We start from the raw sequence: 14269 nt of genomic DNA on the forward strand, positions 1-14269 counted from the left end.
TTTTTAAAAGGAAAAAATAAACTCTGATCCTTGATGGGGGTCAAGTTATTCTCCGTTGAAATTACCTATGATAAGAGTGTAAGAAAAATACACAGAAAAAGAGGAGATGAACAGAAATGGCACATTTCATTCATAAATATAAAAGGACGATTACTTTTCTTTCTGCACTACTGCTGGCCCTGGCATTTATTCTATACTTCACGGATCATGATGCCGTGCGGAAGTTCACATTAATCATTGCGACTGTCATGGCAGGACTGCCGATTGCCATGAAGGCCTACCAGGCAATCCATATGAAAGCATTCACCATTGAAGTCCTGGTTGTGATTGCGGTCATCGGTGCGCTTTTCATCGGGGAATATGTGGAGTCGGCTGTCGTGACGTTCCTGTTCCTGTTTGGAGATCATCTGGAAGCACGTACGTTGGAAAAAACCCGTTCTTCCCTGAAAGACCTGGTGGATATGGCGCCACAGGAGGCGACCGTACTACGTAATGGTACCAGTCTGATGGTGCCGGTGGGGTTAGTGGCCGAAGGCGACCGTGTCATCGTCCGTAGCGGTGGGAAAGTGCCGGTGGATGGTAGAATTATCATTGGACAGGTTGCGCTGAACGAAGCGGCCATCACAGGCGAATCTGTGCCGGTGTCCAAAAAACCTGGGGATATCGTATTCAGCAGTACGATTGTGGAAACCGGCTATATGGAAATGATCGCTGAAAAAGTCGGGGATGATACAACATTCGCAAAAATTATTGAACTTGTGGAAGAAGCACAGGAATCAAAAACGAAAACAGAAAAATTCCTGGACAGATTCGCTGATATCTATACACCTGCAGTAATTGTGCTGTCCATTCTGGTGTATATTCTGACAAGAGACCTGCATCTCGCAATCACTTTCCTTGTTATCGCTTGTCCAGGTGCGCTGATCATCGGTGCACCGGTTTCCAGTGTGGCGGGTATAGGCAATGGTGCGAAGAATGGGGTGCTGATCAAAGGCGGCGAAGTGATGGACCGCTTCTCGAAAGTCGATACGCTCGTATTTGACAAGACGGGTACATTGACCAGAGGACAACCGGCAGTGACAGACATCAAAGTATTTCATGCCTATAATGAGCAGGAACTGCTTCAATGGGTGGCGCAGGCGGAGATGGTGTCTGAACACCCTCTTGGACAGACGATTGTCAAAGAAGCGCAAGATCTGGGGATGGCTCTCGACCAGGAACCTGAACATGTTGAGGTCATCAAAGGCAACGGACTGACAGCTGCCATGGAAAGGCGTGTTCTGACAATCGGCAACCGCAACCTGATGGCAGCGAAAAATATCGTCATCCCAGCGGAAGTAGAAGCTTATGCGGTAGAACGAGAAAAGGCCGGGAATACCGCAATCTTTGCAGCCGTGGGCAAGGAGGTGGCGGGCATCTTCTCGATTGCCGATGAGATTCGTGAAGATGCGGTGGCAGCACTTGCTCAGATGAGAAAAAGTGGCATCCAAAGAATCATCATGCTGACTGGTGACAACCAGCATACAGCTGAACGGGTCGCCACAAGCCTCGGATTAGATGAATTCCATGCCGAACTGCTGCCGGAAGACAAAGTGTCTTTCGTAAAACAATTGAAAGAACAAGGGCATGTAGTGGCCATGGCAGGGGATGGTATCAATGACGCACCAGCAATCGCTGCAGCGGATATCGGTCTCGCGATGGGTGAAGGCGGTACAGACATCTCGATGGAAACTGCAGATATCGTCCTGATGGCCGATAGGCTGATGCAGTTTTCCCACGCCTATTCATTATCAAAAGCAACACTCCGTAATATGAAACAGAATACCTCCTTTGCCGTCGGCATCGTCGCCATTCTGCTGACCGGTGTGCTTATGGGTTCGGTCCATCTGGCGTCCGGCATGTTCATCCACGAAGCGAGCGTCCTCATTGTCATCTTGAATGCTATGCGGCTGATGGGTTTCAATCGACCATCCAAAAAATCAAGAGAGTCTATGAAATTGCTGCATACATGATCTTGGAGAGAGGAAGGATCGAGACATCCATCTTTTCACATCAAGTCTTCGAGTGGGTTAATGGTATTTAGGACTGGCAATTGAGTAGAATAGTAGATATAGAACAACGCATAGAGGGGGATAAGCATGGAGCATCGGGAATTGTGCAGTCATACAGTGGAAAACAACAGAAAAGCCGCTCACTCATGTGTTTCCATCGTTCCGATCTTCAACCATCTTCAAGAGGAAGAAATGAAGAAAGTCGTGAAAGCAACCCGTCCGATATCTTTAAAAAGGGGCGAGTCCTTATACCAGGCTGGAGATGTCTCGGATTCCTTATATATTATTCACCAAGGGAAGATTAAAATCTACCGTCTCTCTGAGAATGGAAAAGAGCAGCTGATCAGAATTTTGCAGCCAGGCGATTTTACAGGTGAACTTGCCCTTTTTACGGAATCGATACATGAAGTTTATGCAGAAGCCATGGAAAAGACGGAGATCTGCAGCATACACCGTACGGATCTGCACTTACTCCTAAGGAAATTTCCGGACATTTCATTGAAAATACTGAGTGAGTTCTCAAATCGGCTTGAACGGACAGAACTTCAAATGACAAGTTTTGTCACAGAAGATATAGAGACACGTATTGCTTCCTATCTGGCTCAACAAGTGGAGGAAAATGAATCTACAGATTTCAAGCTATCCATGTCACGGAAGGATCTTGCCTCGTTCCTTGGAACCACACCTGAAACGATCAGCCGGAAACTTGCCAAGTTCGAAGATGCGGGATGGATTGAACAAGAAGATCACCGTGTGATCCGTATTTTGAATCAGGAGGCTCTATTGACTGCCGATGATTAATAGGACGGATGGAAATTATAATCCGTAAATAAAAAAGACAGACCCGCGGGCCTGTCTTTTATTCTTACTCTGTAATTGTTATGCGAAGAAACCGACAACCGCTGCTGTCAGAACGCTGACAAGGGAAGCACCGTAGACAAGCTTCAGACCGAAGCGCGCAACTTTATCGCCGCTTTCATTATGCAGACCTTTGACGGAGCCCGCAATGATACCGATACTTGAGAAGTTCGCAAATGATACCAGGAATACGGAAACCATCGCCTGGGACTTGCGGCTGAACTCTTCTGCAATGGCAGTGTAGTCGAGCATCGCAACGAATTCATTCGTAATCAGCTTGGTTGCCATCAGGGCACCCGCCTGCTGGGCTTCAGACCACGGAATACCAATGAGGAATGCGATTGGCATGAAGATGTAGCCGAGAACGTCCTGGAAGGTGATGCTCATGCCAGGGATGAGCAGGAATGCTTCATTCAGAATGGCAATGAGCGCAATGTAACCGATCAGCATTGCTGCAACAGTCAGTGCAACACGCGCACCATCCATGATGTAGTCACCCAGAACCTGGAAGAATGACTTCCCTGCGTCTGGATTATCATCCACGTCTGCAGCGTCTTCAGTCTCCGTCACATCATATGGATTGATGATATGTACAATGACATATGTACCGAACAGGTTGAGTACAATTGCTGTAACCACGTACTGTGGTTCAAGCATCGTCATATATGCGCCGACGATGGACAGTGAAACCGAACTCATCGCCTGTGCAGACAATGTATAGAGACGGTGCTTAGGCAGATGCGGCAGCTGGTTCTTGAGTGAAATGAATACTTCGGACTGGCCAAGAATCATGGAAGCGGCACCGTTATAGGATTCAAGATATCCCATGCCTGTGATCTTGGTCAACAGGAAGCCAAGTCCGCGGATGATGAATGGCAAAATCTTTGTGAACTGCAGGATGCCGATCAGAGCGGAAATAACGATGATCGGCAGCAATACGTTAAAGAAGAATACGTCGGCTGCAGAACCGTCGCCAAGTGTTGTCAGGTCACCCATGACGAATGCGACACCTTCAGCTGCAAATCCGAGCAATGCGTTGAAGCCGGTTGCAAGTGCGCCAATCAGTGCTTCACCGGCACCAGTGGAAAGTAGAAGGAAGGCAAGTAGCAACTGGATGGCGAGCAGGATCAGTATGTTCTTCCATTTGCTGAAAGCACGCTTGCGGTCACTGCTGACGATCCACGCCAGGAAGAATGTAAACGCAATCCCGACGATACCCATAAGAATATTCAAATCTGTCACCTCATAATTGATAATTTTTGTACATTATATAATAGACTGTTTCCTTCTGTATATGTAAGATTGATGGAACATCCTGATTAATTATAATGCAAACGGTTACAGAAATAAAGAGCGAATTTGCAAAACATTCCATTTGCCATATTCAATCATAGGATATATAATTATAGTCAAAGAAGGTCAAAAGGGGTGATGAAATGCGCAATATGTCGGATATAATCGAGCAGTACTTGAAACAGCTCATCGAGCAGTCCGGCGGTGAAGTCGTCGAAATCAAGCGTGCGCATATCGCTGAGAAGTTCGACTGTGTCCCCTCACAGCTGAACTATGTAATAAAGACCCGTTTTACTAATGAGCATGGCTACACCGTCGAAAGCAAAAGAGGCGGCGGCGGATACATCCGGATTACGAAAGTCGAAACACATTCCAAATCCGATTATCTGGCACGCCTGAAGCAGCTGATCGGGGACGGCATCTCGCAGCAGAATGCCAATCGCATCGTCCAGTCCCTGATGGAGAACGAAGTGGTGACACGAAAAGAAGCAAAGATCATAGATGCGGTACTGGAAAGGGAGAGCCTCATGCTCGACCTGCCATATCGTGACCGCCTCAGGGCAAATATTCTGACGAGGGTGATCGACGTCATTCTCTACAGTGAGGAGTGAGCGGATGAAGTGCGAATCCTGCAACGAAAGGGAAGCGACGATCCACATATCAAAGGGCAACGGTCTCGAAAAGACGGAAAAGTTCCTTTGTGAGCAGTGCGCCAATGCTTCATTTGAAAATGATTTCAGCTATCCGGATGATACATTCAACATTCAGAAGCTGCTGCAGTCACTGTCCCAGCATCCATCATTGCACCAGGCAAAGCAGCAGCCGAAACAGTGCGAAACATGCGGTTCGACGATCAACACCATCGTCCATATGGGCAAGTTCGGCTGTCCGGACTGCTATGATGCATTCGAAGTACAGGTGCCTGACATCATCAGCCGTGTACAGGCCCACCAGTCGGAACATATCGGCAAAGTACCGATGAAGTCACGGGCGCATCTGCAGACCAAGCGAAAAATAGAAGAGCTGAAGGAAAGATTGGCCCAGCTGGTCGAAACTCAGGAATTCGAGGAAGCGGTCATTGTAAGGGATGAAATCAGAGCACTGGAACAGGCAGGTGACAGCAATGGAATATAACCATATCAGCCCATGGATGCAGAATGTAAAAGAGCTGCCTGTCGAGATGTCGACACGGGTCAGGCTGGCCAGAAATATCAGCAATCTGCCTTTTCCCCATATGATGAATGACGAAGCCCATCTTGCACCTGTATTGGATAGATTGGATGGTACACTGACAGGGTACAGACGTATACAGATGGACGCACTTCAGTTTGAGGACAAGGCACTGCTTGTTGAAAAGCATCTGATCAGTCCACTGTTCACAAAGCGGGGACTGCTCAGCTACATCAATGAAGAAGAATCGGTTTCCATCATGATCAATGAGGAAGACCACTTGCGCATTCAGACAATGGGTGTCGGCATGCCCCTGATGTCGCTCTACAGTAAAGCGAATGAAATTGATGATAGAATAGAAGCTGAAGTGAGCTATGCATTCGACGACCAGTATGGTTATCTGACAGCATGTCCGACCAATATCGGTACCGGTCTCAGGGCTTCGGTCATGCTGCATCTGCCGGCCATGACGTTCGGCAGCAGAATTCAGACGCTGGCGGCGAATCTGAGCCGCTTCGGTTTTACATTGAGAGGTATATACGGGGAAGGATCCATTCCGCTCGGCCACATCTACCAGCTTTCCAACCAGCTGACCCTTGGCCAGACGGAAGAAGAAATCATCAGCAACCTGGATGAATTGAAGGAACGGATTGTGGAAGAGGAGATCGAGATGCGCTCACAGTTCAAAAGTGAACATCTGATTGAAGTGAAGGATTCGGTCTACCGTTCATACGGTCTCCTGAAGCACGCCTATAAGCTGCCGCTCAAGGAAGCGGCCAAATGCCTGAGTGATATCAAACTCGGAATCGACCTCGAGCTGATGGAACATGAAGATTTTCAATTCCAGAAATGGATTCAATTGATTCAGCCTGCATTCATCAAAATGCGCCTGAATGAGCAGAATAGAGAAATAGCATCACTGGAGCGCGCTGTGGAAGAAGAGCGTGCGACGCTGATGAGACAATTACTAGGAGGGGAATAATATGCTATTTGGCAGATTAACTGAAAGAGCGCAGAAAGTGCTCGCTTATGCACAGGAAGAAGCAATCAACCTCAAACACTCCAATATCGGCACAGAGCACCTGCTGCTCGGGCTGGTCAAAGAAAATGAAGGCATTGCAGCCAAAGTACTCGCATCCTTCAATATCACTGAAGAGAAAGTGAAGGAAGAAGTGTTCAACCTGATCAATGAAGGTACCGAACCATCCTCTTCCATCCACTATACGCCGAGAGCGAAGAAAGTCATCGAACTCTCCATGGATGAAGCACGCAAGCTGCACCATAATTTCGTAGGCACGGAACACCTGCTGCTCGGTCTGATCAGAGAGAGCGAAGGCGTTGCTGCACGTGTACTGTCGAATCTTGATCTGAACATCACCAAAGCACGTGCTGCTGTCATCAAGATGCTCGGCAACCCTGAATCCTTCCAGCAGAAGGACAGTATGAAAAAGGACCACAATACCCCGACACTCGATTCACTGGCGCGTGATCTGACTCAGATTGCCCGTGATGAGATGCTCGACCCGGTCATCGGACGCTCCAAGGAGATTACACGTGTCATCGAAGTACTCAGCAGAAGAACGAAGAACAACCCGGTACTGATCGGTGAACCGGGTGTCGGTAAAACAGCCATCGCTGAAGGTCTTGCACAGGCGATCGTCAAAAATGAAGTGCCTGAAACACTGAAGGACAAGCGTGTCATGTCACTCGACATGGGTACGGTTGTCGCCGGTACAAAGTACCGTGGTGAGTTCGAAGAGCGCATGAAGAAGGTCATGGAGGAAATCCATAAGGCGGGCAACGTCGTCCTCTTCATCGATGAGCTCCACACACTGATCGGTGCAGGCGGCGCAGAAGGTGCGATCGATGCATCCAACATTCTGAAGCCGGCACTGGCACGTGGTGAACTGCAATGCATCGGTGCGACAACGCTTGATGAGTACCGCAAGCACATCGAAAAAGACGCCGCACTGGAACGCCGTTTCCAGCCGGTACAGGTGGATGAGCCGAGTGTGGAAGATGCCATTCTTATTCTCAGAGGTCTTCGCGACCGTTATGAGGCGCATCACAGAATCACAATCACGGATGAGGCGCTGGAAGCAGCTGCAGTCATGAGTGACCGCTACGTCCAGGACAGGTTCCTGCCGGACAAGGCAATCGACCTGATCGATGAAGCGTCCTCCAAAGTAAGGCTGAGAAGCTACACGTCCCCACCGGATCTTAAAGACCTGGAAAGCAAACTGGAAGCAATCAAGAAAGAAAAGGATTCTGCTGTACAGAGCCAGGAGTTCGAAGCAGCGGCAAACTACAGGGATCAGCAGACGAAACTCGAAGAGGAACTGAAAAGACGTGAGGATGACTGGAAGAAGGAACAGGGCCAGGCGTCACAGTCCGTCAAGAAAAGTGATATAGAAATCGTCATCAGCGGCATCACAGGTATCCCACTCGCAAAAATTGCCGAGGATGAGTCCGATAGACTGATGAATCTCGAATCCATTCTGCACAATCGTGTCATCGGACAGGAGGATGCAGTAACATCCATCGCCAAGGCGGTCAGAAGGGCACGTGCCGGACTGAAGAATCCGAAGCGTCCGATCGGCAGCTTCATCTTCCTCGGACCGACAGGTGTCGGTAAGACCGAGCTCGGCCGCGCACTCAGCGAAGCGATGTTCGGTGAAGAGGATGCGATGATCCGTGTGGACATGAGTGAGTACATGGAGAAGCATTCCGTCTCCCGTCTCGTCGGTTCGCCTCCTGGGTATGTGGGATATGAAGATGGCGGACAGCTGACTGAAAAAGTGAGAAGAAAGCCTTATTCACTCGTCCTATTCGATGAAATAGAAAAAGCGCACCCGGATGTCTTCAACATGCTGCTCCAAGTATTGGATGACGGTCGTCTGACAGATTCCAATGGACGTACAGTCGACTTCCGCAACACCATCATCGTCATGACATCAAACGTCGGTGCGCAGGAGCTCAAGGACAATAAGTTCGCCGGCTTCGGTACAACAGACCAGGCACGTGACTATGATACAATCCGCAACACGATGATGAAGGAATTGAAAAATACTTTCCGTCCGGAATTCATCAACCGTGTGGATGATATCATCGTCTTCCACAGTCTGGAGAAAGAGCATCTCAAAGAAATCGTCAAGCTGATGATCGATCAGCTCACGAAACGCCTCGACAGCCAGGATATCCATCTTGAGGTTACTGAAGCTGCAACCGAAAAGATTGCAGATGAAGGATATGATCCGGAATATGGTGCACGCCCGCTTGCGCGATCCATCCAGCGTCATATCGAGGATAGGCTCAGTGAATCACTCCTTTCCGGGGAAGAGCTTGAAGGCAGAATTGTAACGATCGACTATAAAGATGATGAATTCAGTGTGACGACCAAAGAAAGTGTTACAGCAGAATAATATAACGAAAACGACGGACCATCGTCTGATGACATAATGGTCCGTCGTTTTTTCTGTTCTATTCGATATCCAGTATCTTCTGCGCTGTTTCATCATCGGTCACCAGCACATCCACCGCACCGCTGAGGAGGGCGGAATGGATGCTCAGTGTCTTATTGTCGCCGGTGGCGAGGGCAATGGTCGTATCAATCGCCTTGAGCGACTCGAGATCGACTCCGATGATGCTGTCGTTCAGCGGGTGGAGGATCGGGATCCCGTCAATATCAAAGAAGAAGGAGTTGATGTCTCCGATGGCATCGGCTGCCTTCAGTGATGCCACGTCTTCATTGGAAAGGTAGCCGATCTTTTCCATGGTGGAATCGACGACAGGGTTGCCGATACCGACAATGGCCATGTCGACTGCGTTGCCTTCCTGGAGCACCCCGTTGATGTCTTCTGATTCGAGCAGCCTGTTTTTTGTATCGGCGTTCTCGATCATGGCCGGTGCATACAAGTAGCTGCAGTGCGTATGCAGTTTCTGCGCCAGTTTGAGTGCCAGCATGTTGGAGTGTAGATCGAGCTCACTGCGGCCCATGCCGCCGATGAGCGGCACCACTTTTACATTTTCATTCTTCTCGAACGGATAGGCATCCACAAAGCTCGACACAGATTTGCCCCAGCTGATGCCGAGAGATTCGATGCCGCCTATTTTCTTTGATACATAGGAGGCCGCCGCCTGGCCGAGCAGATCGAGCAGGACACCCGACTCATAACCGGACTTTGATACGACGATGGCTTCCTTTATGCCATATTTCTTTTCTATATGCAGCTCGAGATCCACTGTATGAGCACTCTCGTCCTTGATGAATATTTCTACAATCTTTTCCTCCTTTGCTTTTGACAGCATTTTGGAGACGATTGGTCTGGAAACTCCAATTCTCTTGGCAATCTGAGCCTGTGTCATTCCATCGAAGTAGTAGAGTTTGCACACTTTAACTATCAGTTTTCTATCATCTACAATGGCTCTCATAAACTCATCCTCTCATAGGTAAATTATACCACCTCAATTACGGAATGCCATCCCATTATAAGGATGGCATTCTCGTTACAGGATCAGTTCAATCGGATGTTCCACCAGCTTCTTGATGGTGTCACAGAAAGCTGCAGCAGGAGCACCATTGATGACTCTGTGGTCAAATGAAAGGCTGAGTGTCGCCACTTTCCTGTTATGGAGCACACCATCCTTCAATGCCGGCTGATCGGTTGTGGCACCGATACCGAGTATGGCCGCCTGCGGTTTATTGATGATGGGGGTAAAGCTTGTAATGCTGTACATGCCGAGGTTCGAGATGGTGAATGTGCCGCCGGTCATATCCTCCTGGGCGAGCTTGCGGCTGCGTGTATCCTCGATCAGCCGCCTGATTTCTTTGCTGATGCCGAATAAACCCATCTTCTCGGTATTTTTGACGACAGGGACAAACAGCTCCTTATCCACAGCAACAGCCAGCGAGATGTTTCTTTCTTCGTGGTAGCTGATTTCATTGTCCTGGAAAGTGATGTTGACATCCGGGTGCAGATTCAATGCTTTTGACGTGATGAGAATGAACAGATCGTTGAAGGATACCTTTACATCTTCATGCCTTGCGTTCAGATTCTTCCTCAGTTCAATCAGCGTATCCATATTCACTTCAAAATTCAATGTGACATGGGGGATGGTCGAACTGCTGTCGGCCATGCGGTCTGCTGTCACTTTGCGTGAACCTCTCAATTTCTCGGTCCGGACAGGCGCAGCCTGGCTTTCCGGAGCTGATGATACAGGTTCATTTACGCTGCTCGTCTGTTTTGCTGGCGTTTCCGTCTGCGTGTAGAGATGATTGACGACATCGGCCTTATGGATGCGTCCATTTCTCCCACTGCCTGTGACATGTTTGATATCCACGTCATTGTTTCTGGCGTGTGCCCGTGCAGCCGGTGTGGCCCGCACTTTGCCGATCATCGACTCCCTTTTGCCAGAAACTTCAGATTTGGATGTTGCACTTTCTGCAGTATCATCCTGCTGCTTGCTCTCTGCAGGTGCATCTAAACCTTCTTCAGAGGCGGCCCCGCTCTCGCCGGGTGCTTCATCGGGAACGGATTCTCCCGCTTCACCGATGAAACCGATGACATGGTTGACCGGGACGACATCATCCGCTTCAAAATATTTTTTCAGTAATATACCGTCGTTATAGGATTCAACTTCAATATTGATCTTGTCGGTCATGATTTCCAAGATCGGTTCGCCGACTTCCACCGTATCGCCTTCTTCTTTAAACCATTCTATGACGGTACCTTCAGCCATCGTACTGCTCAATTTGGGCATGAAAATCTCATTTGCCATCTCTATCCCTCCTCGGACTGGTAGTTCACCATTTCGGCAACATTTGCGATAATTTCCTCAACCGACGGGATGGCTGCTTTTTCAAGCGTAGGGTTGTAGGGTACTGGTACAAAGGCTGCGCCAAGACGTCTGATCGGGTGGTCCAGGTAATCAAATGCCTCGCTTTCAGCGACGATGGATGCAATCTCCCCACCAATGCCACCGAACTTGACTGCTTCATGCACAACGAGCAGACGTCCTGTCTTCTTGACCGATTCGACGACAGTCTCCACATCGAATGGCACGAGAGTCCTCGGATCGACGATTTCGACTTCAATGCCATTTTCAGCAAGTTTCTCAGCTGCTTCAAGCGCCTTGTGGACCATGACACCGGTCGCGACAATCGTCGCATCCGTCCCTTCCCGTTTGATATCCGCTTTGCCGAGCGGAATGCTGTACTGCTCTTCGGGTACGTCTTCCGACGTTTTATAGAGCAGCTTATGCTCATAGAAGATGACCGGGTTGTCATCATCCATTGCCGCTTTCAGCAGCCCTTTGGCATCGCTTGCTGTTGATGGCTGGACGACTTTCAGTCCCGGTATATGGGCCACCCATGCTTCAAGACTCTGCGAGTGCTGGGCTGCTGCGCCTGTACCTGAGCCGGATGGTGTCCGGACAACGATCGGGATGGTCCCCTTGCCGCCATACATATACCTGATCTTGGCTGCCTGGTTCGCCAGATTATCCATCGCGATGGTGATGAAGTCGGAGAACTGCAGCTCCAGAATCGGACGCATGCCTGTCAGAGCAGAGCCGATAGCTGCGCCTGAAATGGCTGCTTCGGAAATAGGGGTGTTCCGGATACGCTCCGGTCCGAATTCCTCGATCATGCCGCGGGATACACCGAATGCACCACCATATACTCCGATATCCTCCCCGAGCATGTAGACATCATCATTCTTTCTCATTTCCTGGGAGAGTGCCTCCCTGACTGCTTCCAAATAAGTTATTTCCCTCATTATCATATCCTCCTATTCAGCATAGACATCTTCGAGTAGTGTTGATACATCCGGCTCCGGGCTGTTGAGGGCGAACTCCACGCTATCCTCTATTTTCTGGACAGCTTCTTTTTTGATTCTTTCGGCGTCTTCTTCAGTAAAGATGCCGTGCTCGATCATATTATCGCGCATTCTTTTGATCGGATCCTTGGCCCGCCATTCCTGCTCCTCATCACGGGTCCTGTACTTCTTGGCGTCACTCTTCGAGTGTCCCTTCCAGCGGTAGGTCTTGCATTCGATGATGCTTGGACCGTTACCATTTCTGGCAAAGTCGGCTGCTTCTTCCATCGCGTTCATTACATCGAAAATGTTATTGCCGTCGACGACTGTTCCTGGAATACCGTAGGAAGCCGCACGATCTGCGATATTTTTAATGTTGGTCATGTCATTCACCGAGCCTGACATGCCGTACTGGTTGTTCTCGCATACGAAGACGACGGGCAGCTGCCAGACGGAGGCGAGGTTGATTGCTTCATGGAAGCTGCCTTCATTTGATGCGCCATCCCCGAAGAAGCAGGCGACGATGTACCCCTCATTACGCATCTTTGAAGTCAGTGCCGCACCTGTCGCAATCGCGAAGCCGCCACCGACGATGCCGTTGGCGCCGAGGTTGCCCTTCTCAAGATCTGCAATATGCATCGACCCGCCTTTGCCCTTGCAGTAGCCGGTCGTTCTGCCGAAAAGTTCCGCCATCATATTATTGACGTCCGCCCCTTTGGCGATGCAGTGTCCGTGTCCCCTATGTGTGCTCGTAATCTTGTCCGTATCATCGAGCAGCGCACATACTCCAGCCGCTGACGCTTCCTGGCCGACAGCCAGGTGAGTGGTGCCATGAATCTTTCCTTTCGCGAAGAACTCGTCCACCTTCTCATCGAATAGCCTTATCAGCCACATCTGTTCGTAAAGCTCAAGCAGTTTCTCATCAGTTACTTTCTCAGGAACCTGTAGATTCATAATACGCCTCCCTTTACATTTGTTCATAAACAGAACATTTGATAATAATGTAAGGGATTACGTTAAGTTTGTCAAATTTTAATTACAGTTTTTAGGTCCTTTTAAAAATTTTCAGAAATCTATTGACTTTAAATTGAAAGCGCTTTATTATTTACATAAGTTCTAGAAAGGAACGAATGTAAAGGGGGCGGTCGGTGTGCAGACCTGGATTTTCATAGGTGCGGTTTTCGTCCTGCTATGGGCAGCGCAGTTCATGATGACCCATTTCCAGATGAAGAACTACTACAGCACCATCCATGAGATGAGTCGGAGGGGTTCTGGATACTTGGGTGTCGGTGTCAGCAAGAAGCGTTTTGGAAAGGGTGTCGTCATGGTGCTTGTAAGTGACGAACATGATGTTGTAGTGGATGCCAAGAGGATGAGCGGGGTCACAGTGTTCTCACGGTTTGAGAAGTATTCCGAAGCAATCGGGGAAAACCTTTCCTCACTACTTGCTTTCAATACGGATCCCCAGACACAGCAGGCGCTATATAAGGCAATTGAAAAAATAGAAGTAGAGAAAAAATGACAGGAAAGTAGGTTATGACCATGGATTTCATTGTAAGGATAGCTGAAGGATTCATCGGCATGTTTGAAGCTGGTGGAGAAACTTTCATGGGTATGGTCACCGGAATCATCCCGCTTCTGATTGTTCTGATCACGGCTGTAAATGCTGTTGTCAAATTTGTCGGAGAAGAACGCGTTGCCAGGTTTGCACAGAAGCTTACCAAATTCTTCATCTTCAGATATACACTGTTCCCGCTGCTTGCAGTATTCTTTCTGACAAATCCGATGGCCTATACGTTCGGACGATTTCTGCCTGAGAAGCAGAAGCCGGCATTCTATGATTCTGCCGTATCCTTCGTCCACCCGATCACCGGGCTTTTCCCGCATGCGAATCCGGCGGAGCTTTTCGTCTATCTGGGAATCTCTGCAGGACTGACGACGCTCGGGCTGCCACTTGGACCGCTGGCCATCATGTACTTTGTAACCGGCCTGATCGTCATTCTGATCAGAGGTGTGGTTACCGAGTTCATTACTGTAAGAATGATGAAAAAACAAGGCTATACAGAGAAGGAATAGGGGGTC

The 14269-nt window shown here is 49.0% G+C and carries 13 protein-coding genes; 8 read left to right on the top strand and 5 right to left on the bottom strand.

Annotation, left to right across the window (positions count from 1 at the left end; translation table 11 throughout):
• Positions 1–116: 116 nt before the first annotated feature.
• Entirely contained in the window at positions 117–2012 is a 1896-nt protein-coding gene (locus FO441_RS10750) for a heavy metal translocating P-type ATPase (protein WP_145289885.1), read from the top strand.
• 126 nt (positions 2013–2138) lie between these two features.
• Positions 2139–2852: a Crp/Fnr family transcriptional regulator gene (locus FO441_RS10755; RefSeq protein WP_145289888.1), complete on the top strand. Its 714-nt coding sequence runs from the start codon at positions 2139–2141 to the stop codon at positions 2850–2852.
• Between the two features lie 78 nt (positions 2853–2930).
• Here the strand turns inward: FO441_RS10755 and FO441_RS10760 are convergent, their stop codons facing one another.
• Positions 2931–4142 (bottom strand): NupC/NupG family nucleoside CNT transporter, encoded by a 1212-nt coding sequence (locus FO441_RS10760; RefSeq protein ID WP_145289890.1) that lies wholly within the window; start codon positions 4140–4142, stop codon positions 2931–2933.
• Positions 4143–4345: 203 nt separating this feature from the next.
• On the opposite strand from FO441_RS10760, the gene FO441_RS10765 reads away from it, so the two are divergent.
• Genes FO441_RS10765 through FO441_RS10780 form a run of 4 tightly spaced genes read left to right on the top strand, consistent with a single transcriptional unit; the run spans position 4346 to position 8794 of the window.
• The gene (locus FO441_RS10765; protein ID WP_145289893.1) at positions 4346–4813 is read left to right on the top strand and encodes a CtsR family transcriptional regulator; all 468 of its coding nucleotides are present in this window, start codon (positions 4346–4348) and stop codon (positions 4811–4813) included.
• 4 nt (positions 4814–4817) lie between these two features.
• Positions 4818–5336 carry a UvrB/UvrC motif-containing protein gene (locus tag FO441_RS10770; protein WP_145289896.1) on the top strand — a complete coding sequence of 173 codons (519 nt, stop codon included), beginning with the start codon at positions 4818–4820 and terminating at the stop codon, positions 5334–5336.
• Positions 5326–6354 carry a protein arginine kinase gene (locus FO441_RS10775; RefSeq protein ID WP_145290314.1) on the top strand — a complete coding sequence of 343 codons (1029 nt, stop codon included), beginning with the start codon at positions 5326–5328 and terminating at the stop codon, positions 6352–6354. Before FO441_RS10770 ends, FO441_RS10775 begins: the two co-directional genes overlap by 11 nt.
• 1 nt (position 6355) lies before the next feature.
• A complete protein-coding gene (locus tag FO441_RS10780) occupies positions 6356–8794 on the top strand; it encodes an ATP-dependent Clp protease ATP-binding subunit (RefSeq protein ID WP_145289898.1) in 2439 nt (812 codons plus the stop codon).
• A 58-nt stretch (positions 8795–8852) separates the two neighbouring features.
• On the opposite strand, the gene FO441_RS10785 is transcribed toward FO441_RS10780, so the two are convergent.
• The 4 genes from FO441_RS10785 to FO441_RS10800 all read right to left on the bottom strand — a co-directional run bounded on the left by FO441_RS10785 (position 8853) and on the right by FO441_RS10800 (position 13141).
• Positions 8853–9803 (bottom strand): sugar-binding transcriptional regulator, encoded by a 951-nt coding sequence (locus tag FO441_RS10785; RefSeq protein ID WP_145289901.1) that lies wholly within the window; start codon positions 9801–9803, stop codon positions 8853–8855.
• Positions 9804–9878: 75 nt separating this feature from the next.
• Positions 9879–11150, bottom strand: a complete 1272-nt coding sequence (locus FO441_RS10790) for a dihydrolipoamide acetyltransferase family protein (RefSeq protein WP_145289904.1) — start codon at positions 11148–11150, stop codon at positions 9879–9881.
• A gap of 2 nt (positions 11151–11152) precedes the next feature.
• The gene (locus tag FO441_RS10795) at positions 11153–12148 is read right to left on the bottom strand and encodes an alpha-ketoacid dehydrogenase subunit beta (protein WP_145289906.1); all 996 of its coding nucleotides are present in this window, start codon (positions 12146–12148) and stop codon (positions 11153–11155) included.
• A 12-nt stretch (positions 12149–12160) separates the two neighbouring features.
• Positions 12161–13141 (bottom strand): thiamine pyrophosphate-dependent dehydrogenase E1 component subunit alpha, encoded by a 981-nt coding sequence (locus FO441_RS10800; RefSeq protein WP_145289908.1) that lies wholly within the window; start codon positions 13139–13141, stop codon positions 12161–12163.
• Positions 13142–13337: 196 nt separating this feature from the next.
• Between FO441_RS10800 and FO441_RS10805 the strand changes: the two genes are divergently transcribed.
• Together FO441_RS10805 and srlA are read left to right on the top strand one after the other, a co-directional pair.
• Positions 13338–13709 carry a transcriptional regulator GutM gene (locus FO441_RS10805; protein WP_145289909.1) on the top strand — a complete coding sequence of 124 codons (372 nt, stop codon included), beginning with the start codon at positions 13338–13340 and terminating at the stop codon, positions 13707–13709.
• A 20-nt stretch (positions 13710–13729) separates the two neighbouring features.
• Positions 13730–14263, top strand: coding sequence for a PTS glucitol/sorbitol transporter subunit IIC (gene srlA / locus FO441_RS10810; protein WP_145289912.1), 534 nt, complete (start codon positions 13730–13732; stop codon positions 14261–14263).
• Positions 14264–14269 lie beyond the last annotated feature (6 nt).

Origin of the sequence: Salinicoccus cyprini (genome assembly GCF_007713705.1) — a bacterium.
Taxonomy (GTDB): Bacteria; Bacillota; Bacilli; order Staphylococcales; family Salinicoccaceae; genus Salinicoccus; species Salinicoccus cyprini.